We start from the raw sequence: 21,918 nt of genomic DNA, 5'->3' as shown, positions 1-21,918 counted from the left end.
ATGAAAAATGTTTCATGCGCGATTCGCCGGATTCCGCGCACGGGTCTTCTATATTCGGCGCCGAGCGTCTCCCCCCGGCGCGCGGAATCCCGGCACCCGATGAATCTCCTGCACACCCCCTTGCCACGACATGCCCGGCCACCGCGGCTCCGGCGGCCCCTGCTGCTTGCGCTCATTCTGCTCGGCCTGTTGACGGCCTGCGGCAAGGAGGCGCCCAAGACGGCCGGCAGGCTTCACGAGGTGGAAGTGCTGACACTGCTGGAAAGGCCGCTGGCGATGGAACAGGAGCTGCCGGGGCGGACCATCGCATCGCAGGAGTCGGACGTGCGTCCGCAGGTGGATGGCGTGCTGGTGAAACGCCTGTTCGAAGAAGGCGAAACCGTGCGTGCCGGGCAGCCCTTGTTCCAGATCGAGCCGGCCCTGTACCAGGCGGCACTGAACCAGGCCCAGGCCAACCTGAAAACCGCCGAAGCGGCGGCAGTCACCGCACGCCTGCGCGCGCAGCGGATGCAGGCGCTGGGCGGCGAGCAGCTGGCCGCGCGCCAGGACGTGGACGACGCCATTGCCAGTGGGCAGCAGGCCGCAGCCGCGGTGCAGGCGGCACAGGCGAGCCTCGATACCGCGCGTACGCGGCTTGGTTTTGCCACGGTTACCGCGCCGATTGCCGGGCGCATCGGTCGTGCGCTGTTCACGCCGGGCGCACTGGTCACCTCCGGCCAGGCCGACCCGCTGGCGCGGATCCAGCAGGTCGACCCGATGAACGTGGACATCACCCAGTCCAGCAACGAGTACCTGGCCTTGCGCCGCGCGATCGCCGACGGTGGCGTGCAGGCCACCACCGCCGCGGTGCGGCTGCGCCTGTCCGATGGCAGTGCGTATCCGTTGCCCGGTACCCTGGAATTTGCCGATATCGACGTGCAGCAGGAAACCGGCAGCATCACCCTGCGGGCACGTTTCCCCAATCCCGCCGGGCAACTGCTGCCGGGCATGTACGTGCGGGCGCAGGTGGGGCAGGGTACGCAGCGGCAGGCGCTGCTGGTGCCGCAGTCGGCGGTGGACCGCAGCCCGAAGGGCGAGGCGCAGGTGTGGGTGGTGGATGACGGCGGCAAGGCAAAGCTGCGCCTGTTCCGTACCGCCCGCGCGATCGGCGACCAGTGGCTGGTGCTGGATGGCATCGCCGCCGGTGAACGGGTGGTGGTGGCCGGCGCACAGGGGCTCTCCGATGGCATGGCGGTACAGGTGAAGCCCGCGCCGGCAGCCGTGCCGGCAGCGGCCGGGAAGGGCTGAGCCATGTTGCCGCGTTTCTTCATCCATCGCCCGGTGTTCGCCTGGGTGCTGGCGATCTGCATCATGGCCTTCGGCGCGATTGCCGTCAGCCAGCTGCCGGTCGAACAGTACCCGGACATCGCGCCGCCGCAGGTCAACATCACCGCCAACTACACCGGCGCTTCGGCGCAGACGGTGGAAGACAGCGTCACCCAGGTGATCGAGCAGCAGATCAAGGGCATCGACCACCTGCTGTACTTCTCTTCCACCAGTTCGTCGTCGGGCCAGGCGCGGATCACGGTCACCTTCGACCAGAGCGCGAACCCGGATATCGCCCAGGTCCAGGTGCAGAACAGCGTCAACCAGGCCATCAACCGGCTGCCGCAGGAAGTGCAGCAGCAGGGCGTGACCGTGGCCAAGTCGCAGGGCGATTCGCTGATGGTGGTCTCGCTGTACGACACCAGCCGGCGCATGGAACGCGTGGACGTCTCCGACTTCCTGGTCAGCAACGTACAGGACCCGATCAGCCGCATTCCCGGCGTTGGCGAGATCAACGTGTTCGGTTCGGCCTATGCGATGCGCGTGTGGCTGGACCCGCACAAGCTGCGTGCCTACGACCTGATGCCGGCGGACGTGCGTACTGCGATCCAGGCGCAGAACACGCAGGTGACGGCGGGTGAGCTGGGCGCGATGCCGTCCAGTCCGACGCAGAGCCTCAACGCCACGGTCACCGCGCAGTCGCGCCTGCAGACGCCGGAACAGTTCCGCGCGATCATCCTTCGTACGCTTCCCAGTGGCGCGGCGGTGTTGCTGGGCGACGTTGCACGGGTCGAGATCGGCGCGGAGAACTACCAGACCAGCAGCTATCTCAACGGTTATCCGGCGGCCGGCTTCTCGGTGACCCTGGCCTCCGGTGCCAATGCACTGGCTACTGCCGATGCGGTGCGCGCGGAGATCGAACGGCTGCGGCCGACCTTCCCGCCGGGGCTGCAGGTGGCCTATCCGCGTGACAGCACACCGTTCGTGCGGGTCTCGATCGAGGGGGTCATCCATACCCTCATCGAAGCCATAGTGCTGGTGGTGGTGGTGATGTTCCTGTTCCTGCAGAACCTGCGTGCCACGTTGATCCCGGCGATCACGGTGCCGGTGGTGCTGCTGGGCACCTTCGGCGTGCTGGCCGTTGCCGGATTCACCATCAATACGCTGACCTTGTTCGCGATGGTGCTGGCGATCGGCCTGCTGGTCGACGATGCCATCGTGGTGGTGGAGAACGTGGAGCGCATCATCCACGACGAGCATCTGCCGCCACGCGAAGCGACCGAAAGATCGATGGGCGAGATCACCGGCGCGTTGATCGGCATCACCGTGGTGCTGGGCGCGGTGTTCCTGCCGATGGCCCTGTTCGGTGGTTCCACCGGCATCATCTACCGGCAGTTCTCGATCACCATTGCTTCGGCAATGGCGCTGTCGGCGCTGGTCGCGCTGACGCTGACCCCGGCGCTGTGCGCGACCCTGCTCAAGCCATCTTCGGCGCAGAAGCCGCAGGGCCGATTCTTCAGGGCGTTCAACCGGGGTGTCGAGCGCAGCCAGTTGGCCTACCAGGGAAAGCTGGGGGGCGTCGTTACCCGGCCGCGGCGCTGGATGGCGTTCTACCTGCTGCTGGTGGTCGCCATGGTCGCGCTGTACGCGCGCATGCCCACCGGCTTCCTGCCGGTGGAAGACCAGGGCCAGGTGACCTTCCAGTTCTCCACGCCGGAGGGCACGCCAATGGCGCGTACCGAAGCGCTGGGCGAGCAGATCAGCCGCTACTTCATGCAGCACGAGAAGCAGAACCTTGACGTGGTGTTCGTGGTGGTCGGCCGCAACAATGCCGGCACCGGCCAGAACGCCGGCCAGGGCTTCCTCGCGCTCAAGCCGTGGGACGAACGCACGGGCGACAACACCGCTGCGGCGATCATCACGCGTGCCAATGCCTACTTCCGCAGCTTGCCGGATGCCAAGGTCAATGTACTGGCACCGCCGGCGGTGCGCGGCCTGGGTCAGTCCAGCGGCTTCGAACTGTGGTTGCAGGACACCAGTGCTGCCGGGCGCGTGGCGTTGCAGGCGGCGCAGGAGCAGGTGGTGCGCGCGGCCGGCGAGGACGATGGGCTCACCTCGGTGCGCCTGAACGGCCTGGGTGACAAGGCCGAACTGCGGCTGGACATCGACCATGCCCAGGCCAGTGCGCTGGGCCTGTCCCAGGCCGACATCAACTCAACCCTGTCTGCTGCCTGGGGCGGCAGCTACATCAACGACTTCCTCGACCGTGGCCGGGTCAAGCGGGTCTACATGCAGGGCGACCAGCCGTACCGCAGTATGCCCGACGACATCGGCCAGTGGTATGTGCGCGGTGGCAATGGCCAGATGGCGTCGTTTGCCAGCTTCGCCAGCAGCCACTGGGCGCGCGGGCCGCAGCTGCAGCAGCGCTTCAACGGCCTGCCGGCAATGCAGATCCAGGGCAGCGCCGCTGAAGGGCGCAGTTCGGGCGAAGCGATGCAGCGCATGCAGGCGCTGGTTGCCGATCAACCCGGGTTCGACCTGCAGTGGAGTGGCCTGTCCTACCAGGAACAATTGGCCAGCAACCAGACATTGTGGCTGTACACCGCCTCGATTGCCTTCATCTTCCTGTGCCTGGCCGCGCTCTATGAGAGCTGGACGGTACCGGTGGCGGTGGTGCTGGTGATTCCCTTGGGCGTGATCGGTACCGTGCTGGCGACCACGGCGGCAGGCTTCGTCAATGACATCTACTTCCAGGTGGGGCTGCTGACCACCATCGGACTGTCGGCGAAGAATGCGATCCTGATCGTTGAGTTTGCCGAAGCCCGCTATCGCGCCGGCAGTTCTGCGGTGGAGGCGGCGCTGCAGGGCGCACGCCTGCGCCTGCGCCCGATCGTGATGACGTCATTGGCCTTTGTGGCCGGTGTGATTCCGTTGGCGTTGGCCACCGGTGCCGGTGCGGTCAGTCGCCGTGAGATTGGCATGAGCGTAATCGGCGGCATGGTGTCCGGCACGGTGCTGGCGGTGGTGCTGGTGCCGCTGTTCTTCGTACTGGTGCGCCGCCTGGGCCGTGCGCCGGCCTGATGGCCGGTGCCGGCTGTCATCTGGCTGCAGCGAGGCCCTCACCCGTCCTTTGCCGGGCCATCGGTAGCGTAGAGCGTCCCCGTCCCCCACGGAGACCTGCCATGTGGCTGCTCGATCATCTCTGGCCCGGCCGCAGACCTGTTCCTCCCCCGGTCGCCGCCGAACCGCAGGCGACGCCGCGCCGGCCCTGGTTGAAACGCCCGGTGCGGGCCGGGCGCAGCGGCATGGCCCCCTGGCAGAAGGTCGCCGCGCCGCCGCGACGCACGCGCCACTAGGCGCCGCGGTCGGCCGGGTGGTTGACCCCGTCGTTGACTGGAATGATGCCCAGTGCGAACGGGTCGATGCCCTCCAGGCAAGCCACGTTGTAACCGTACTGGTCGGGGTTGGAGCGGCGCCGGTGATGGGTGTAGATGCCGCACACACCGCAGAAGTAGTGTTCGGCCACATGGGTGTTGAACTGGTACATCTGCAGGTGATTCTGCCCGCGCACCACCTGCAGGCCCTGGCGGGTGACGCTGGCGGCAATGGCGCCACGGCGCCGGCACATCGAGCAGTCGCAGCGGCGGGGATCGACGATGCCGTCCGGCAGGTCCAGCAGCAGCTCGACCGTGCCGCAGTGGCAGGTCGCACGGTGCTGGGGTTGGACCGGAACGCCGGCCACGGAAGTGATGCCCATCGTTGCTCCTGTGAGGTGAATCTGGCCGCAGAGGCCGCCGCCGACGGTGCGCCGGCCTGCCTGAACGGGCCGTAGATGCCACGGTGAACCCGCTTGTGGCTAACTATGCGGCTTCAAGACCGCGACAGGATGCCAGTGAAAGCCGCAGGACGATGGATGACAGGAAGTGCCATGGCGCTGCTGGCGCTGTGGGTGACCGGGCTGCTGGCCTATCAGTTGCCAGGGCCGGGCTGGCTGGCCACCGGCGTCGCCGGGCTGTGGCTGCTGGTTGCGCTGTGGGCGTCGTGGCGGGTCGCGCGGGGCCGTGCCTCGCGCCGCCTGGGTCTGGCGTTCGGGGCATCGCTGGCACTGGCCGGCCTGTGGTGGCTGCTGCTGACCCCGCGCCAGGACCGGTTGTGGGCCGATGACGTGGCCCAGCGCCTGCACGTGGTGTCCTTCGATGGCCGCCATGTGGTGCTGGACAACGTGCGTGACTTCAGCTGGCGCACCGAAACCGACTACGACGCACACTGGGTGCGCCGCGAGTACGACCTGGACCAGCTGCGCTCGGCCGACCTGGTGCTGTCGTACTGGATGGGCCCGGCCATCGCCCACACGCTGATCTCGTTCGGCTTCGAGGACGGTCGCCACGTGGTGTTCTCGCTGGAGATCCGCAAGGAGCGCGGTGAGTCGTTCTCGGCGCTGGGCGGCTTCTTCCGCAAGTTCGAGATGACCCTGGTGGCTTCGGAGGAGACCGACATCATCCGCACACGCACCAACGCGCGTGGCGAGGATGTCTACCTGTACCGCCTGCATGGCATGGACCGCGCGCAGCTGAAGGAACTGTTCGCTGCGTACATCGCGCAGGCCCGCGAACTGGATGCGAAGCCCGGCTTCTACAACACGTTGACCAGCAACTGCACCACGATCGTCTTCGACCTGGCCCGCCACATCGCACCGCGCCTGCCGCTGGATTACCGCCTGTTGCTGTCCGGTTACCTGGCCGAGTACGCGCAGGAGGTCGGCGCGCTCACTCCGGGCGTGCCGTACGCCGAGCTGCATGACAAAGGCCGCATCACCCAGCGTGCACTGGACCTGGGTGACGGCGACCACTTCTCCACCGTGATCCGCCAGGGCGTGCCCGGCACCGAGCAGGACCCGCAGTAATGAGCCAACTCTCTCTGACCCGCTGGCAGCGCCTGCTGCCGGTGTTGTTTGCCGCCTTCCTGCTGCTGGGCAGCAGCGGCTGCGCGATGGTCACCGTCAAGCAGGTCAAATCCAGCGATTCGCTGGTCAACAAGCGCGCGGACGTGCTCAACACCGGCAAGCTCAGCCCGGCCGCGCGTGAAACGCTCAGCGCGGCGGGGCTGGACGAGTCGCAGTGCGAGAAGGACTTCCTGGTCTGCCGCAGCACGCTGCTGATGACCGATGACCTCAATGTCGAGCAGCGGCTGTCGGCGCTGTCCGAACTGTGGGTGAAGGCCGCGCTGGCGATGACGCCGAAGAAGACGGCTGCCGGCGATCCGCCGATGAGTGATGCGGCATTGGATGCCTGGCTGGAAGCCGCGCGCTATGCCTATGCCTACCTGTTCTACAGCGGCCGCTCACCGTCCGACCGTGCCTTCGAGGACCGCCAGACGCAGGTGCGTGACTACTACAACTACGCGGCCGAGAAGGCGGCGGTGGTGCTGTTCGTGCGCGCACGCGCCGCTGCGCTGGCTGGCGAGGACTACACGAAGCCGCTCACGGTCGGCAGCTGGTCGCTGGCCTCCAACTACCAGCAGCTGGGCCTGAAGAGCATTCCCGCGCAGCTGGTGCCGGCGGGAACGGTCAGCTTCGTCGGCCTGCGCAGCACCTATCGCCGCGATGGCTTCGGCGCCGAACTGGTGATGGTGATGGACCCACCGAAGCTGGTCGCGCCGGTGATCGCGCCGGACGGCCCGAAGGCCGAAACGGCATCGGACGATGAGGACGGCGAGCGCCGTGGCCGCCGCCACCGGCATGACGATTCGGTGCCCGAGTTCAGTGAGATGTCCTCGATCAACGTCACCGCGCTGCTGCGCTTCGAGGGCAGCAGCCTGGAAGACGTGATGCGCACGCGCCGGGTCGAGCTGGATGCCTATTCGCCGGAAGCCACCGAGCGCATCACCCTGCACGGTGAGCAGGTACCGCTGGCCGGCAACTTCACTGCGGCCTACGGCCTGTGGCTGGCACAGAGTGGCTTCGCCCGGCAGTCGCTGCGCACCCTGTTCGGCATGAGTGAGGGCATCGGCGAACCGCACATCTACCTGATGCAGCCGTGGGACCCGAACCGCCGCATCATCTTCATGCTGCATGGCCTGGCCAGCAGCCCGGAAGCCTGGGTGAACCTGGCCAACGAGATCATGGGCGATCCCGAGCTGCGCCAGCAGTTCCAGGTGTGGCAGGTCTATTACCCGACCAATGCGCCGATCGCGCTGAACCGCTACGAGATCGCCAATGCATTCAACGACACGCTGAAGCATTTCGACCCCAACGGCACCACGCGCGCATCGAAGGACATGGTCTACATCGGCCACAGCATGGGCGGCGTACTGGCCCGGCTGCTGGTGAGCGATTCGGGCGACGTGCTGTGGAACGACCTGCTGGCCAACTACGATCTGAAGGGTGAACGGCTGAAGCGGGTGCAAAACAAGCTGGGGCCGTTGCTGCACTTCAAGGCGCAGCCGAACGTGGAACGCGCGATCTTCATCGCCGCGCCGCACCAGGGCACCGACATCGCCGGCAACAAGGTCGGTCGCCTGATCGGTCGCCTGGTGCGCCTGCCGCTGACCATCCTCGGCAAGTTCGAGGACGTGTTCATGGCACTGGCGCAGGCCGAGCAGCAGGTCGACGGCACCGCCAAGCCGAAGATCCCGAACAGCATCGACAACCTCAAGGCCAGCGATCCGTTCGTGAAGGCCGCCGCACAGCTGCCGATCGAAGCGGGCCTGAAGTACCACTCGATCATCGCCCAGCGCAAACCGGAACTGCCGGTGGACAAATCCGATGACGGGCTGGTGCCGTACTGGAGCGCGCACCTGCCGGGTGCATTGTCGGAGAAGGTGATCATTTCCGGCCACAGCGTGCAGGAGACCCCGCAGGCGGTGCTGGAGGTGCGGCGCATCCTGCATCGGGATATCGATGACATGGGGACTGGCCCCCGCTAGTGCCGGCCGCTGGCCGGCAATCCCGCAATGCGGCGGCGCTACACCCGCCGCGCGATTACCGTGGCCAGCAGCGCCAGGCCGAAGGTGATTGCCAGGCACAGCACGTAGCCGGTGTGGGGTGCGCTTTGCACGAACAGCGCGAACAGTGCGCCGGAAACCGCCAGCGCGGTGGTCACTGACAGCGCTTCGCTCAGCTGCAGTGCCGAGGTGTTGGCACCCTGCTCGTGCGGTGCGGACAACGACAGCGTAAGCACCGACAGGCTGGCGTAGATCATGCCCATGCCGAAGCCGGTCATGGCCCAGCCGATCAGGGCCACCGGCAGCGGCACCGCGTTGAACAGCACGGCCAGTGTGGCGGCGATACCGATCGTCATCAGCGGCGTGCCCATGCGCAGCAGCTGATGGCGCGACCAGCCACGCTGCTGGTGGCCCTGCAGCCATGAACCAGCGAACCAGCCCAGTGCGCCAAGACTGAGCACGGCGCCGGCCCAGCTGGGCGAGAGCCCGCGTTCGCGCTGCAGCAGCAGGGGCAGATAGGCCTCGCAGGCGAAGAATGCGGCTGCCGCGACGCCGCGCAGCGCGATCACGCTGGGCAGTCCGCGGCGCAGGATCAAAGTGCCGGCCGGCAGCAGGCGGTGCACGCAGAACAGCAGCGCCAGCAGTGCCACACCGATGCAGAGCAGCGCAGGCAGGCCCTGCTGCTGGCCGCCGAAGTAGAGCAGCAGCGCCGCCAACGAGGCGCCACTGGCCCAGCGCACCACGGTGCCTCGCCCATCGTCGGCGAGGCCGCCATCGGTGGGTTGCATGCGCGTAAGTGCCGGGCGCAGCAGCAGCGCGGCCGGAATGGCCAGCAGTGGCACGGCCAGGAACACCCAGCGCCAGCCGAGATGCTGCACGATCAGCCCGCTCAGCGCGGGGCCGATCATTGACGGCACCACCCAGCCCGCGGAGAACGCGGCGAATACCTTTGGGCGCAGGTGTTCGGGATAGCTGCGCCCGACCATCACGTACAGCGAGACCGAGATCGCACCCGCACCCAGACCCTGCAGCAGGCGCCCGGCCACCAGCATGCCCATGCGCATCGCAAAGCCGGCCAGCAGCAGCCCCAGCACGAAGCAGGCCAGGCCGTACCACAGTGGCTTGGCGGGCCCCTGGCGGTCGGCCCAGCGTCCGGCCAGGGTCATGCCGATCACGCTGGTAGCCAGGGTGCCGCCGAAGGCCAGCGCATACAGGCGCAGGCCATCCAGCGCCTCGGCCACGGTCGGCATGGCCGCCGCCACCGCCAGGGCTTCGAAGGCATGCAGTGCCACCAGCGCCACCATGCCGATGGTGGTGGCGCGATAGCGGGGGGACAGGATCGACGTATCAGCCGGCGCACGGGCGTCGGCGGGCGAAAGAGTGGGGGACATACGAGTCAGATGCGGGCCGCGCTTGTCAACTGGCGGCGAAGATAGCAGCATGCCACCTCAACCGCAGTTTAGGTCAAGCAATGGTGTCCCAGGAACTCAGCGTTGGCGAAGTCTCCCAGCGCAGTGGCGTGGCGGTTTCCGCGCTGCATTTCTACGAGCGCAAGGGGCTGATCAGCAGCCTGCGCACCTCGGGCAACCAGCGTCGCTACAGCCGTGACGTGCTGCGACGGTTGGCCGTGATCCGCGTCGCGCAACGGGTGGGCATGCCGCTGGAAGCCGTCGGCCGTGCCTTCGAAAGCCTGCCCGAGGGCCGCGCGCCGACCAAGGCCGACTGGGCCAAGCTGTCCGCGCGCTGGCGCACCGAGCTCGAGGAGCGCATCCACATGCTGGAACTGCTGCGCGACGAACTGACCGGCTGCATCGGCTGCGGCTGCCTGTCGCTGCAGCGCTGCCGCTTGGCCAACCCCGAAGACGTCCTCGGCGAACGCGGCGACGGCCCGATGCGCTGGGAATGAAAAAGGGGACGGAGGGGATTAAGTCGCAAATGCACAAACGACTTAATCCCCTCCGTCCCCTTTTTCTTACCAGACCGTGATCGTCTCGCCGCTCTGGATGCCTTCCACTGCACGCTGGAAGGCCAGCGCCGCGCGCTGTGCGCTTACCGCTTCAAAGCCCGGGAAGTAGGGGCCGTAGGTCGCCATTGATTCGACCAGCACGTTCGGGCTGACCACGTTGATGCGCAGGCCACGCGGCAGCAGTTCCAGCGCCGCCGCGCGCACGAAGCCTTCCAGTGCGGCATTCACCGAGGTGGCGTTGACGCCGTCGCGGATCGGTTGGGCGCTGATGATGCCGCTGGTCAGGGTGATCGAGCCGCCGGCGTTGAGGTGGTGCTGGGCGGCCAGTGCCAGCCGCACCTGCCCCAGCAGCTTGTCCTGCAGGCCGGTGTTGAACTGTGCTGGCGTCATCTGCTGCAACGGACCGAAGTGCACCGAGCCGGTGGTGGAGATCACCGCATCGACCGGACCGGTGCGCGAGAACAGTTCGGCGACGCTGGCGTCGTCGGTCAGGTCCACGCGCAGTTCGCCGCTGTTGCGGCCAGCGGCGAGAATCTGATGCTGTTGGCCGAGCTGTCGGGCGACTGCCTGGCCGAGGGTGCCGCTGGCACCGACGAGAAGGATCTTCATGGCCGTTCCTTGCGTGAGGGAGTGAGCGCAGTCTGCGCCGTCACAGTGGGGTTAGGTAAGCGGGGTATGCTTCGCAGATTCCTAACTCTGGATTAGCAATGGATACCCTTCGCTGCATGCAGGCTTTCGTCGCGGTAGCCGAGCGCGGCAGCTTTGCAGGGGCCGCCGAACAGCTGCAGGTGTCGGCGGTGATGGTCGGCAAGTACATCCAGCAGCTGGAGGCGCACCTGGGCACCGCGTTGCTGCAACGGAACACCCGCCGCCAGCGCCTGACCGAAGCCGGCAGTGCCTACCTGGCCGGGTGCCGGCAGGTGCTGGAGCAGGTGCAGCAGGCCGAAGCCGACGTGGCCGGCCTGCAGGTACAGCCGCGTGGCCTGCTTCGGGTTACCGCGCCGACCACCTGGGGCAGCTGCGTGCTGGCGCCGCAGCTGGCCGGCCTGCTGCGCGCGCAGCCGCAGTTGAACATCGAACTGGAGCTGAGCAACCGCCGTGTGGATCTGATCGAGGACGGCTTCGACGTGGCGATCCGGGTCGGGCCACTGCCGTCGCAGGAGGTGGTGGCGCGGCCGCTGCCACCGTATGCGATGAGCCTGTGTGCGGCACCGTCCTACCTGCGCCGGCGCGGCACGCCGCGTACGCCCGCGGATCTGCAGGGGCACGATTGCCTGAGCCACCTGGCCTGGCGCGGAGGCCATGGTTGGCAGCTGGCCAACGGCGAACAGGTGGACTGGGAGGCGCGCTTGACCTGCAATGATGGGTTGGCGCTGCGCGAAGCCGCCGTGGCCGGAGCAGGGCTGGTGCTGCAGCCGACCGCACTGCTGGCCGGCGAAATCGCGGCAGGGCGGTTGAAGCCGCTGCTGCGCGACTACCTGCCCGAACCGCGGCCGATGCACCTGATCTACCTGCCTGACCGCAGGCCGCGCCCGCGTTTGCAGTGCTTCGTCGATTTCGTCATGACCACGTTGGGGCAATGAGCATCCACGCATGGCGTGGATGACGGTGGGTGCCGACCGTTGGTCGGCACACATCGGGATCAATCATTCGCCGCAGACAGTTCCTGCCCACGCACCTGCGCGGCGCGCAGTGCGGTGTCTACCAGCGCCTCGAAACCACCGGCCTGGAAGCTCTCGATCGCGGCCTGGGTGGTGCCGTTCGGCGAGGTCACGCGGCGGCGCAGTTCCGCCGGGCTCTCACCAGCCTCATCCAGCATGCGCGAGGCGCCCAGCAGGGTCTGCACCACCAGCGTGCGCGCGGCGTCGGCCGGCAGGCCCTGGGCAATACCCGCCGCTTCCATCGCTTCGGCCAGCAGGAACACATAGGCCGGTCCGCTGCCGGATACAGCAGTGACCGAATCCATCAGCGATTCGCTGTCGATCCACACCGTGCGCCCGGCACTGGCCAGTACCTGTTCGGCCTGCGCGTGCTGCTGTGCATCCACCGAGGGTGTGGCGTACAGGCCGGTCACACCGGCGCCGAGCAGGGCCGGGGTGTTCGGCATCGCACGCACCACCGGCAGATTGCCGCCCAGCCAGCGTTCCAGCTGGGCGCTGGTGATGCCGGCGGCAATCGACACCACCAGCGGCTGGTTCGCCTGGGCCAGCGCCTGCAGCGACTGGCAGACCTCACGCAGCACCTGCGGCTTCACCGCCAGCAGCCAGATGCGGCCCTGCGCGGCGGCATCGGCGGCGTTGTCGTGCACCTGCACGCCGAAGTCGGCCGCCAGTGACGCGCGCAGTGCGGCGACCGGTTCGGCCACGTGGATGTGCGCGGCCGGCACGCCCTGGCGGATCAGGCCGGCGATCAGGCTGCGGGCCATGTTGCCGCCGCCGATGAAGGTGATGGAATCAGCTGCCATGGAAGTCTCCTTGGAAAATCAGGCCGGGCGCGGGCGCGCGCCGAACAGGGCGGTGCCGATGCGCACCAGGGTGGCGCCCTCGGCGATGGCTTCGGCGTAGTCGCTGCTCATGCCCATCGACAGCGTGTCGATCTGCGCGTGCTGGGCGGCCAGCGACTGGAAAAGTGTGCGCATGCGCACGAATGCATCCCGACGGCGCTCGGCCTCGGGCCACGGCGCGGGAATCGCCATCAGGCCACGCAGGCGCAGGGTGGGTTCGGCGGCAATCGCTGCGGCCAGTGCATCCACTTCTTCCGGTGCACAGCCATGCTTGCTGGATTCGTCGTCGATATTGACCTGGATCAGCACGTTCAGCGGGCCGCGCGCAGCCGGGCGGTGGCGTGCCAGCGCAGTCACCAGCTTGGGCCGGTCCACGCTCTGCACCCAGTCGAAATGGCTGGCCACGGCATCGGCCTTGTTCGACTGCAGGTGGCCGATCAGGTGCCACTCCAGCGCCAGGTGCTGCAGTGCCTGCATCTTGGCCAGGGCTTCCTGCACATAGTTTTCGCCGAAGGCATGCTGGCCCTGTGCGGCCAGCGCGGCCACGGCCTCGGCCGGCTGGGTCTTGGACACCGCTAGCAGGCGTGGATCGGGCCTGCCCGCGGCCTCGGCGGCGGCATGCAGGTTGCTCAGGATCTGGGGCAGGGGAGTGGCCACGTAACGCGTTCCGTTGAATCAGGAGGCTATACTGCCGCCCGGGGAAAGATCCTTCCAGTCGAAGCCGTTATTGGGGAGTAGCCGCTCATGGATATCGCCGAGCTGTTGGCGTTTTCCGTTAAGAACAAAGCGTCCGACCTGCACCTGTCCGCAGGCCTGCCGCCGATGATCCGCGTGGACGGCGATGTTCGCCGGATCAACATCCCAGCCCTGGACCACAAGCAGGTCCATGCGCTGGTGTACGACATCATGTCCGACAAGCAGCGCCGCGATTACGAGGAATTCCTCGAAGTGGACTTCTCCTTCGAGATTCCGTCGCTGGCGCGCTTCCGTGTGAACGCGTTCAACCAGAACCGCGGCGCCGGTGCGGTGTTCCGTACCATTCCGTCCGAGGTGCTTACCCTCGAGGACCTGGCCTGCCCGCCGCTGTTCCGCGAGGTGATCCAGCAGCCGCAGGGCCTGATCCTGGTGACCGGCCCGACCGGTTCGGGCAAGTCGACCACGCTGGCGGCGATGATCGACTACATCAACAAGAACGAATACGGGCACATCCTCACCGTCGAGGATCCGATCGAATTCGTGCACACCTCGCAGAAGTGCCTGATCAACCAGCGCGAAGTGCACCGCGATACGCATGGCTTCAATGAAGCACTGCGCTCGGCGCTGCGTGAAGACCCGGACATCATCCTGGTCGGCGAACTTCGTGACCTGGAAACCATCCGCCTGGCACTGACCGCTGCGGAAACCGGCCACCTGGTGTTCGGCACCCTGCACACCAGCTCGGCGGCTAAGACCATCGACCGCATCATCGACGTGTTCCCGGCCGGCGAAAAGCCGATGGTGCGCTCGATGTTGTCCGAGTCGCTGCGCGCGGTGATCTCGCAGGCGCTGCTGAAGAAGGTCGGCGGCGGTCGTACCGCTGCGTGGGAAATCATGGTCGGCACCCCGGCCATCCGCAACCTGATCCGCGAGGACAAGGTGGCGCAGATGTATTCGGCCATCCAGACCGGCCAGCAGTACGGCATGATGACCCTGGACCAGCACCTGCAGGACCTGGTCAAGCGCAGCCTGATCACCCGCAACCAGGCCCGCGACTACGCCAAGGACAAGCGCCTGTTCGAGTAAGGCGGGGCCGCAACGGGGCGGCGTGCGCCAGTGCGCCGTCGTTCCCGCGCCGTTTCCTCCACCGACCGTTTCCTGGTACACGCCCCATTGGGAGCCCGCCGTGAACACCACCGCGACCACCATCGATTTCACTTCGTTCCTCAAGCTGATGGCGCACCAGCGCGCCTCGGACCTGTTCATCACCGCAGGCATGCCGCCGGCGATGAAGGTCAACGGCAAGATCTCGCCGATCACGCAGACCCCGCTCACGCCGCAGCAGAGCCGCGACCTGGTCCTCAACGTGATGACCCCGGCACAGCGCGAGGAATTCGAGAAGACCCACGAATGCAACTTCGCCATCGGCCTGTCCGGTGTCGGCCGCTTCCGCGTGAGCTGCTTCTACCAGCGCAACCAGGTCGGCATGGTGCTGCGTCGCATCGAGACGCGTATTCCGACCGTGGAAGAGTTGAGCCTGCCGCCGATCATCAAGACGCTGGCAATGACCAAGCGCGGCATCATCCTGTTCGTCGGCGCCACCGGCACCGGTAAATCGACCTCGCTGGCGGCGATGATCGGTTACCGCAACCAGAACTCGACCGGCCACATCATCACCATCGAAGATCCGATCGAATTCGTGCACAAGCACGAGGGCTGCATCATCACCCAGCGCGAAGTCGGCATCGATACCGACAGCTGGGAAGCGGCGCTGAAGAACACCCTGCGCCAGGCGCCGGATGTGATCATGATCGGCGAGGTGCGTACCCGCGAAGGCATGGACCACGCCATCGCGTTCGCCGAAACCGGCCACCTGGTGCTGTGTACCCTGCATGCCAACAACGCCAATCAGGCGATGGACCGCATCGTCAACTTCTTCCCGGAAGACCGCCGCAACCAGCTGCTGATGGACCTTTCGCTGAATCTGAAGGGCGTGGTCGCGCAGCAGCTGATTCCTTCGCCCGATGGCCGCTCGCGCAAGGTGGCGATGGAGATCCTGCTGGGCACGCCGCTGGTGCAGGACTACATCCGCGACGGCGAGATCCACAAGCTGAAGGAAGTGATGAAGGACTCGGTCCAGCTGGGCATGAAGACCTTCGACCAGAGCCTGTTCGAGCTGTACCAGGCCGGCGAGATCAGCTACGAGGACGCGCTGCGTTACGCCGATTCGCAGAACGAGGTGCGCCTGCGCATCAAGCTCAGCCAGGGCGGCGACGCGCGTACGCTGTCGCAGGGGCTGGATGGCGTGGAGATTTCCGAGATCCGGTGACCTGCGTGTTCCGTAGAGTCGAGCTTGCTCGACTGTTCTTTTCGAGTCGAGCAAGCTCGACTCTACGGGCGGGCGGCTCTGCGCATTGATGAATTCCAGTCATGACCAACTGCGATGCTGCCCATTCAATCGGCGGCCCCTGCAGGCGTATCGTCAGCGCTCCCCCTCTGGAGCACGACGATGCAGACACGTGAACTCGGCCGCAGTGGCCTGAAGGTTTCCGCCCTGGGCCTGGGCTGCATGGGCCTGACCCACGCCTACGGCCAGCCGGTGGAGCAGGGCCAGGGCATCGCTCTGCTGCAGGCCGCCGTCGAGCGCGGCGTGACCTTCTTCGACACCGCCGAAGTGTATGGCCCGTACACCAACGAAGACCTGCTCGGCCGGGCGTTGGCGCCGTACCGCGACAGGCTGGTGATCGCCACCAAGTTCGGCTTCAAGGACGCGCGCGTCGACACCGGCCTGGACAGCCGCCCGGAGAACATCCGTGCAGTGGCCGAAGCCAGCCTCAAGCGCCTGCGCACCGACCATATCGACCTGTTCTACCAGCACCGCGTCGATCCGAACGTGCCGATCGAAGATGTGGCCGGCACCGTGCGCGACCTGATCGCCGAAGGCAAGGTCGGCCACTTCGGCCTGTCCGAGGCCAGCGCCGCCACCGTGCGCCGTGCGCATGCGGTGCAGCCGGTCACCGCCGTGCAGAGCGAGTACTCGCTGTGGTGGCGCGAGCCCGAGCGCGAGCTGCTGCCAACTCTGCAGGAACTGGGCATTGGTTTCGTGCCGTTCAGTCCGCTCGGCCGCGGCTTCCTGACCGGTGCGATCAACGCCGATACCACCTTCGACGCCAACGACTTCCGCAACACCGTGCCGCGCTTCGAAGTGGAAGCACGCCGCGCCAACCAGGCGCTGGTGGATCGCATCAGTACGATCGCTGCGGCACGTGGCGCGACGCCGGCGCAGGTGGCGCTGGCCTGGCTGCTGGCGCAGGCGGCGTGGATCGTTCCGATTCCAGGCACCACCAAGGTCCATCGCCTGGAAGAAAACCTGGGCGCGGCCGACCTGCAGCTGGCGCCGGAGGAACTGCAGCGCATCGCGCAGGCGCTGGATGAAGTATCGATTGTTGGTGAGCGCTACAACCCGCAGCGTGCGGCGCAGGCCAAGGGCTGACTCGCACCGTTGGTGGTGGGTGCGGACCGTTGGTCCGCACTCCTCAACCCTCACCCCATCGGCCCGCGCAGCGCATCAAGCACCGTGCGCATCGCCACGGTGACGTGGCGGCGCGACGGGTAGTACGCGTAGTAGCCATCGAAGTGCGGGCACCAGTCGTCCAGCACCGACTGCAGGCGGCCGTCGTCCAGCATCGGCTGCACCTGGTCTTCCGGCAGCCAGGCCAGTCCGCTGCCGGCCAGCGCAGCGGCGCGGGTCATGCCCATGGTGTTGAAGGTCCACTGGCCGCTCACGCGCACGCTCAGTTCGTTGCCGTCCTGGCCGAAATCCCACGGCATCAGCCCGCCATGCGTGGGCAGGCGCAGGGTCACGCAGTTGTGGTCTGCCAGCTCGTCCGGATGGCGTGGCACTACATGCTGGCGGAAGTAGCCAGGTGCACCGACCACGCGCATGCGCAGCGGCGGGCTGATCGGCACGGCGACCATGTCGCGCGCCAGGCGCTCGCCGAGGCGGATGCCGATGTCGTAGCGCTCGGCCACGATGTCGGCCAGCCCGTAGTCGGCAGCCAGTTCCACCTTCAAATCCGGATACTGCTGCAGCAGCGGCGCCAGCCGTGGCCAGGCGATGTACTCGGCGGCGTGGCCGGTGGCATTGATGCGGATGGTGCCGGCCGGGCGTTCCCGGTACTCGGCCAGTGCGGCCAGCCCATCCTCGATCTCGGCCAGGCGTGGGCCCAGGGTGTCGAGCAGGCGGGCGCCGGCTTCGGTGGTGGACACGCTGCGGGTGGTGCGGGTCAGCAAGGGCACGCCCAGGCGCTGTTCCAGGCCGCGCATGGCATGGCTGAGCGCGGACTGGGAGACGCCCAGCTGGGCGGCGGCCTTGGTGAAGCTGCCCTCGCGGGCAACGTGCACGAAGGCCTGCAGGTCGTTGAGGTTTTCGCGGGGCATGATCGGATGATAAGGCTCCCGGATTGAACGGGCCTGTCGAATTCCGGCTCCCCTGTTCGTCGTACCGGTACATCCAACGCAAGGAGCTTCCGCATGAGCACTGAAAAGCCCAAGGGCCCGGCCTCGTACTTCCCCTCCATCGAGAAGACTTACGGGCAGCCGGTTGCGCACTGGTTCGGGCTGCTGGCCGGGAAGAAGGGCCTGAAACACATGGAACTGGTCAGCTTCCTGAAAAGTGAGCATGGGCTGGGCCATGGCCACGCCAACGCGCTGGTGGCGCACCACCTGGCCGGCAAGGGCTGAGCAGGCAACCCCGCGCTGAACGGTTGTCGGCGGCCTCGCCCCGCGGATTGCAGGGGCGGGCAGACTGGGCGTTCATCCTCAGGCAGGACGCCCGCATGCAGGTCACGCTGGAAACGATCACCCCCGACAACTACGAGGCGGTGTGCGACCTCGACGTCAGCGAGGCGCAGCAGGGCTTCGTGGCCAGCAATACCTGGTCGCTGGTGCAGGCGGCATTCCATCCCGGGTACCAGACCCGCGCCATCCGTGCCGATGGCGAGTGGGTCGGGTTCTTCATGTGGGTGCCGGAGACGCCGCAGCGGATGTCGATCTGGCGCTTCATGGTCGATCAACGCTGGCAGGGCCGTGGCATCGGTCGACGCGCTCTGGAACTGGCGCTGGCGCAGATCCGGGCCACGCCCGGGCTGGCCGAGATCGAGATCTGCTACAACCCGCGCAACCCGGTGGCCGGCGCCTTCTACGGCAGCTTCGGGTTCGTCGAGACCGGGATGGACGACGACGGAGAGGACATGCTGGCCGTGCTGCCTGCAGTGGTCCCGAAATAACCTGAATGGGCGAAGTTGGCTGAACGATTTCATCTGCAACTGTCATGCAGATCGTGTCTAATACCGCTCCCCACCTGCTTTTCCCCACCCGCATGTCCCTTCCCTCCCATGGCCCCGCGCCGTGCGACGACGCTGACGGCCACCTGGTCACCGCTGGTCCGCTGACCCCGCCGCCCGACAGCGCCGGCACCACCGCCGACGAAAAAGCGCTGCGCCACTCGATCGCCGAGGACGTGCAGGGCATGGTGCTGGCCACGATGGTGGCCTCGCTGGGCCTGGCCATCTTCGCCAAGGGCGGGCTGATGATCGGCGGCATGGCCGGCATGGCGTTCCTGCTGCACTACTCGATGGGCTGGAACTTCGGCCTGGTGTTCGTGCTGGTCAACCTGCCGTTCTACTGGGTGGCGCTGCGGCGCATGGGCTGGGAATTCACCCTGAAGACCTTCGCCGCGGTCACCGCCTGTGGCGTGCTGACCGACCTGCTGCCGCGCTGGATCGACTTCTCGCACATCAACCCGCTGTATTCGGCGATCGTGGGCGGCGCGTTGTCCGGCCTGGGCATCCTGTTCTTCATCCGCCACCGCGCCAGCCTCGGTGGCATCGGCATCCTGGCGGTGTACCTGCAGCGCACCCGTGGCTGGAGCGCGGGCAAGGTGCAGATGTCCTACGACGCCTGCCTGATGGTGGCCGCGTTCTTCGTGCTGTCGCCGTCGAAGGTGCTGTACTCGGCCATCGGTGCGGTGGTGCTCAGCCTGGTGCTGATGTTCAACCACCGCCCGGGCCGCTACATGGGCGTGTGACGTCCAACGGGGTTGCCGGCCAGCGGCCGGCACTATCGGAACCCATGCGTGGTAACGCCGGGCCATGCCCGGCGGATACTCATCAACCGCCGGCGGCCTTCAGCCACGGCGGCGACAGCTTCAGCAGCCGCGCATGCACCGGGCAGTCCTCAGCATGCGCACCGGGCAGGTAGCCCAGGCTCATCAGGAACTCGCCGGTGATCTCGCCGCCGGTGAAACGGAATGTCTTCTTGAACAGCTTCACCCAGTCGGCCTTGCTGCGCGGGTGATGCGCATCCAGCCACGCCGCGAAGCTGCCATGACTGGCCCGCAGCTGCTGGATCACCTGCGCGTTGTGGATCGCCGCCAGTACCTTCAGCCGGTTGCGGATGATGCCTGCGTCCGACAGCAGGCGTTCGATGTCCTGCTCGGCATATGCTGCCACGCGGTCCACATCGAAGCCGTCATAGGCTGCGCGGAAGCCCTCGCGCTTCTTCAGGATTGTTTCCCAGCTCAGGCCGGCCTGATTGATTTCCAGCACCAGCCGCTCGAACAGCTCGCGCTCCTCACGCTGCGGGAAGCCGTACTCGTTGGCGTGGTAGTAGTCGTGCACCGGATGGCCCGGGGCGATGAGGCAGTAGCCGCTCATGGGGAAGACTCGTTGGATTCGGGTTCGGGATCGATGGCCAGCGCAGGGCGCCCACCGATGGACAGCATCGGCCAGCGCGGTGGCACGGGAGTGAGTTCGCCATCACGCAGGGCCTGGTTGATCGCCTCGGCCTGGCCGCTGACGGTGCCGAACAGTGAACCGGCCCGGCGCCACCGGGCATCCCTGCCACGTGCGTACAGCACGCAGTCCGGCCCACGGTGGGTGTACAGCTCGCACAGCAGCACTTCGCCGGTACCGTCGCCGTCCAGGTCGCGATGCACGATCAGGCAGTCGCGCTCGCTCTGGGCGCAGGATTCGCCATTGATCGCGCGCGTGGCCAGTGCCTGCCACCAATCGTCCGGCGGCGAGCTCGATCCCTTGGCCAGCTTCAGCGCGCGCTGCAGGGCGACGACGTCCTGCGGCCCCTTGTCGAGGCGCTGTCCGTCGTCCCAGCGTGAGGTACGTGCCAGTGCTGCGGCGATCACCTGTGGCGCGTTGGCATCGGCGGTGATGGCCGGATCACGCTGCAACTCGCGCAGCGCCTGCACGCCACGGCGCCCAAGATCGAAGCGCAGCACGTTGACGTCACTGCTGGTGATCGCCGGCGGGTCCGCGCGCAGGCGTGCCAGCTGGCTGGACAGGGCCAGCCGCACCGGGTCCAGCAGCGGCGAGTTGCCCAGCAAAGCCAGTGCCAGCACCGCCCAGCACATCCAGCGGTTGACCGACTCCAGCATCTGTAGCCAGCGGCTCTGCCGGCGCAGCACCGCCAGCGCGTAGCCCACGGCATAGCCGGCCACGGCCAACGCGATGAGTACTGCCCAGAACCGGTCCACGGTCCAGCCGTACTGCGCGACGCGCAGGCCCAGCGCGTACAGTGCCAGGGCCGCGTAGACCGGCAGCGCGAGCAGGCTGGCTTCAACAAGGCGGCGCAGCAGCAGGGGGTAGGGGGCGCTGTCTTCCCCCTGCTGGTAGACCGCATTGGTGAACGTCACCAGCAACAGCGACAGCACCAGCAGCAGGCTGGCGGCCGAGCGGGTCTTCCACAAAGGCTCCAGCCCGGTAAGCGGCAGGCTCAGCACGAACAGCACGGCGATGAACGAGAGCAGCGGCAGCAGCCCGCGGCAGATCGCGAACAGCACCTGGCGGGTGATCTGGATCGCGCGGTGCTGGGTGCGCCCGATCAGCACACCGAACCCAGCCAGGCTGCCGGTGGCCAGCGCGATGAACGCGTCCTGCCGGAACAGGTCGCGGAAGAACGTCACCTCCAGCAGCTGGAACAGCGCCGCCCACAGCCACAGCAGCAGCCAGGTCAGCCCGGTGAACAGTGCGGCGAGGGCCAGGGTCAAACCGTTCTGCCAGGCGCGCTCGAACAACTCGGGGTAGCTGGCGCGCCAATGCCCGTGCTGCAGCTGGAACTGCCACCAGGGCAGGGCCACGAACACCGCCACGGCCATGCCCAGGGTCAGTGGAAACTGCAGCGCGCTCGACTCCAGTGCGGTCTCGCCATTGAGGTTCCAGCCGATCCAGGCGGCCAGCGCCAGCACCACCGCCGAGCCGAGCGCGGCCTGCAGCCACAGGCGGCGCTGGCCCAGCTCGACCAGGCTCAGCGCCACCGCGCTGGGAATGGCCAGCACCCAGGCGTACCAGCAGTAGCGCCAGCCGATATCGCGGAACGGCCACGCATCGGACAGTTCCTGCGCGGCATACAGCATCAGACCCTGCAGCAGGGCGATCAGGACGATAGCGCTGCGTGCCGGCAGGGTCAGGGGCGATGAAGACTGCATCGATGA

Annotated in this window: 19 protein-coding genes and 1 pseudogene; 12 read left to right on the top strand and 8 right to left on the bottom strand. The window is 67.2% G+C overall.

The features are described 5' to 3' along the window. Positions 1–246: 246 nt before the first annotated feature. Together AC13GF_RS02490 and AC13GF_RS02485 are read left to right on the top strand one after the other, a co-directional pair. Positions 247–1,287, top strand: a complete 1,041-nt coding sequence (locus AC13GF_RS02490) for an efflux RND transporter periplasmic adaptor subunit (protein WP_483003105.1) — start codon at positions 247–249, stop codon at positions 1,285–1,287. A gap of 3 nt (positions 1,288–1,290) precedes the next feature. Further along, positions 1,291–4,386, top strand: coding sequence for an efflux RND transporter permease subunit (locus tag AC13GF_RS02485; RefSeq protein WP_483003104.1), 3,096 nt, complete (start codon positions 1,291–1,293; stop codon positions 4,384–4,386). 271 nt (positions 4,387–4,657) lie between these two features. On the opposite strand, the gene AC13GF_RS02480 is transcribed toward AC13GF_RS02485, so the two are convergent. Next, the gene (locus AC13GF_RS02480; RefSeq protein ID WP_483003103.1) at positions 4,658–5,062 is read right to left on the bottom strand and encodes a GFA family protein; all 405 of its coding nucleotides are present in this window, start codon (positions 5,060–5,062) and stop codon (positions 4,658–4,660) included. 171 nt (positions 5,063–5,233) lie between these two features. Between AC13GF_RS02480 and AC13GF_RS02475 the strand changes: the two genes are divergently transcribed. Together AC13GF_RS02475 and AC13GF_RS02470 are read left to right on the top strand one after the other, a co-directional pair. Further along, positions 5,234–6,208, top strand: a complete 975-nt coding sequence (locus AC13GF_RS02475) for an Lnb N-terminal periplasmic domain-containing protein (RefSeq protein ID WP_483003695.1) — start codon at positions 5,234–5,236, stop codon at positions 6,206–6,208. Beyond that, entirely contained in the window at positions 6,208–8,229 is a 2,022-nt protein-coding gene (locus tag AC13GF_RS02470) for an esterase/lipase family protein (protein ID WP_483003101.1), read from the top strand. Before AC13GF_RS02475 ends, AC13GF_RS02470 begins: the two co-directional genes overlap by 1 nt. A 38-nt stretch (positions 8,230–8,267) precedes the next feature. Here the strand turns inward: AC13GF_RS02470 and AC13GF_RS02465 are convergent, their stop codons facing one another. Beyond that, complete coding sequence (locus AC13GF_RS02465) at positions 8,268–9,689, bottom strand: MFS transporter (protein ID WP_483003099.1); 1,422 nt, start codon at positions 9,687–9,689, stop codon at positions 8,268–8,270. Positions 9,690–9,718: 29 nt separating this feature from the next. Here AC13GF_RS02465 and soxR point away from each other — a divergent pair, with 29 nt between their 5' ends. Next, a complete protein-coding gene (gene soxR, locus AC13GF_RS02460; protein ID WP_032127734.1) occupies positions 9,719–10,153 on the top strand; it encodes a redox-sensitive transcriptional activator SoxR in 435 nt (144 codons plus the stop codon). A gap of 66 nt (positions 10,154–10,219) precedes the next feature. Here the strand turns inward: soxR and AC13GF_RS02455 are convergent. Next, a pseudogene (locus AC13GF_RS02455) lies at positions 10,220–10,849 on the bottom strand (short chain dehydrogenase); the annotation flags it as partial. A gap of 71 nt (positions 10,850–10,920) precedes the next feature. On the opposite strand from AC13GF_RS02455, the gene AC13GF_RS02450 reads away from it, so the two are divergent. Further along, the gene (locus AC13GF_RS02450) at positions 10,921–11,796 is read left to right on the top strand and encodes a LysR family transcriptional regulator (RefSeq protein WP_483003097.1); all 876 of its coding nucleotides are present in this window, start codon (positions 10,921–10,923) and stop codon (positions 11,794–11,796) included. A gap of 59 nt (positions 11,797–11,855) precedes the next feature. Here the strand turns inward: AC13GF_RS02450 and proC are convergent, their stop codons facing one another. Together proC and AC13GF_RS02440 are read right to left on the bottom strand one after the other, a co-directional pair. Then, entirely contained in the window at positions 11,856–12,677 is an 822-nt protein-coding gene (gene proC / locus AC13GF_RS02445) for a pyrroline-5-carboxylate reductase (protein WP_483003096.1), read from the bottom strand. An 18-nt stretch (positions 12,678–12,695) separates the two neighbouring features. Next, on the bottom strand, positions 12,696–13,373 hold the full coding sequence (locus AC13GF_RS02440; RefSeq protein WP_043398305.1) for a YggS family pyridoxal phosphate-dependent enzyme: 678 nt from the start codon (positions 13,371–13,373) through the stop codon (positions 12,696–12,698). Positions 13,374–13,460: 87 nt separating this feature from the next. Here AC13GF_RS02440 and AC13GF_RS02435 point away from each other — a divergent pair, with 87 nt between their 5' ends. The 3 genes from AC13GF_RS02435 (at position 13,461) to AC13GF_RS02425 (ending at position 16,905) form a co-directional block, all read left to right on the top strand. After that, positions 13,461–14,498 (top strand): type IV pilus twitching motility protein PilT, encoded by a 1,038-nt coding sequence (locus AC13GF_RS02435; RefSeq protein ID WP_006422551.1) that lies wholly within the window; start codon positions 13,461–13,463, stop codon positions 14,496–14,498. Between the two features lie 100 nt (positions 14,499–14,598). Further along, on the top strand, positions 14,599–15,741 hold the full coding sequence (locus AC13GF_RS02430) for a PilT/PilU family type 4a pilus ATPase (RefSeq protein ID WP_006422552.1): 1,143 nt from the start codon (positions 14,599–14,601) through the stop codon (positions 15,739–15,741). 180 nt (positions 15,742–15,921) lie between these two features. Further along, positions 15,922–16,905, top strand: a complete 984-nt coding sequence (locus AC13GF_RS02425) for an aldo/keto reductase (RefSeq protein WP_483003094.1) — start codon at positions 15,922–15,924, stop codon at positions 16,903–16,905. 50 nt (positions 16,906–16,955) lie between these two features. Here AC13GF_RS02425 and AC13GF_RS02420 read toward each other — a convergent pair whose 3' ends face one another. Next, positions 16,956–17,852, bottom strand: a complete 897-nt coding sequence (locus AC13GF_RS02420; protein WP_483003092.1) for a LysR family transcriptional regulator — start codon at positions 17,850–17,852, stop codon at positions 16,956–16,958. 93 nt (positions 17,853–17,945) lie between these two features. On the opposite strand from AC13GF_RS02420, the gene AC13GF_RS02415 reads away from it, so the two are divergent. From AC13GF_RS02415 to AC13GF_RS02405, 3 genes are all read left to right on the top strand, one after another. After that, entirely contained in the window at positions 17,946–18,155 is a 210-nt protein-coding gene (locus tag AC13GF_RS02415) for a DUF4287 domain-containing protein (RefSeq protein WP_005412490.1), read from the top strand. Between the two features lie 95 nt (positions 18,156–18,250). Beyond that, entirely contained in the window at positions 18,251–18,700 is a 450-nt protein-coding gene (locus AC13GF_RS02410; protein WP_483003090.1) for a GNAT family N-acetyltransferase, read from the top strand. 92 nt (positions 18,701–18,792) lie between these two features. Next, positions 18,793–19,500, top strand: a complete 708-nt coding sequence (locus AC13GF_RS02405) for a YitT family protein (protein WP_024956077.1) — start codon at positions 18,793–18,795, stop codon at positions 19,498–19,500. An 82-nt stretch (positions 19,501–19,582) separates the two neighbouring features. Here AC13GF_RS02405 and AC13GF_RS02400 read toward each other — a convergent pair whose 3' ends face one another. Together AC13GF_RS02400 and AC13GF_RS02395 are read right to left on the bottom strand one after the other, a co-directional pair. Next, the gene (locus tag AC13GF_RS02400; RefSeq protein ID WP_483003088.1) at positions 19,583–20,128 is read right to left on the bottom strand and encodes a DNA-3-methyladenine glycosylase I; all 546 of its coding nucleotides are present in this window, start codon (positions 20,126–20,128) and stop codon (positions 19,583–19,585) included. After that, a complete protein-coding gene (locus AC13GF_RS02395; RefSeq protein ID WP_483003086.1) occupies positions 20,125–21,912 on the bottom strand; it encodes a DUF4153 domain-containing protein in 1,788 nt (595 codons plus the stop codon). The genes AC13GF_RS02400 and AC13GF_RS02395 overlap by 4 nt, the downstream gene beginning before the upstream one ends. Between the last annotated feature and the right edge of the window lie 6 nt (positions 21,913–21,918).

The organism is Stenotrophomonas sp. 22LJNL06-5-1 (assembly GCF_056861455.1).
Note: the sequence above shows the minus strand (reverse complement) of the source record. Positions and strands in the feature narration are given on the sequence as shown.

Excerpts from the sequence above, each read along its gene's own strand:
- AC13GF_RS02465 (WP_483003099.1), bottom strand. The coding sequence starts at position 9,689 with ATGCTGCTATCTTCGCCGCCAGTTGACAAGCGCGGCCCGCATCTGACT.
- soxR (WP_032127734.1), top strand. The coding sequence starts at position 9,719 with ATGGTGTCCCAGGAACTCAGCGTTGGCGAAGTCTCCCAGCGCAGTGGC.
- AC13GF_RS02400 (WP_483003088.1), bottom strand. The coding sequence starts at position 20,128 with ATGAGCGGCTACTGCCTCATCGCCCCGGGCCATCCGGTGCACGACTAC.
- AC13GF_RS02395 (WP_483003086.1), bottom strand. The coding sequence starts at position 21,912 with ATGCAGTCTTCATCGCCCCTGACCCTGCCGGCACGCAGCGCTATCGTC.
- AC13GF_RS02425 (WP_483003094.1), top strand. The coding sequence starts at position 15,922 with ATGCAGACACGTGAACTCGGCCGCAGTGGCCTGAAGGTTTCCGCCCTG.
- AC13GF_RS02405 (WP_024956077.1), top strand. The coding sequence starts at position 18,793 with ATGTCCCTTCCCTCCCATGGCCCCGCGCCGTGCGACGACGCTGACGGC.
- AC13GF_RS02415 (WP_005412490.1), top strand. The coding sequence starts at position 17,946 with ATGAGCACTGAAAAGCCCAAGGGCCCGGCCTCGTACTTCCCCTCCATC.
- AC13GF_RS02475 (WP_483003695.1), top strand. The coding sequence starts at position 5,234 with ATGGCGCTGCTGGCGCTGTGGGTGACCGGGCTGCTGGCCTATCAGTTG.
- AC13GF_RS02410 (WP_483003090.1), top strand. The coding sequence starts at position 18,251 with ATGCAGGTCACGCTGGAAACGATCACCCCCGACAACTACGAGGCGGTG.
- AC13GF_RS02420 (WP_483003092.1), bottom strand. The coding sequence starts at position 17,852 with ATGCCCCGCGAAAACCTCAACGACCTGCAGGCCTTCGTGCACGTTGCC.
- proC (WP_483003096.1), bottom strand. The coding sequence starts at position 12,677 with ATGGCAGCTGATTCCATCACCTTCATCGGCGGCGGCAACATGGCCCGC.
- AC13GF_RS02485 (WP_483003104.1), top strand. The coding sequence starts at position 1,291 with ATGTTGCCGCGTTTCTTCATCCATCGCCCGGTGTTCGCCTGGGTGCTG.
- AC13GF_RS02450 (WP_483003097.1), top strand. The coding sequence starts at position 10,921 with ATGGATACCCTTCGCTGCATGCAGGCTTTCGTCGCGGTAGCCGAGCGC.
- AC13GF_RS02435 (WP_006422551.1), top strand. The coding sequence starts at position 13,461 with ATGGATATCGCCGAGCTGTTGGCGTTTTCCGTTAAGAACAAAGCGTCC.
- AC13GF_RS02470 (WP_483003101.1), top strand. The coding sequence starts at position 6,208 with ATGAGCCAACTCTCTCTGACCCGCTGGCAGCGCCTGCTGCCGGTGTTG.
- AC13GF_RS02480 (WP_483003103.1), bottom strand. The coding sequence starts at position 5,062 with ATGGGCATCACTTCCGTGGCCGGCGTTCCGGTCCAACCCCAGCACCGT.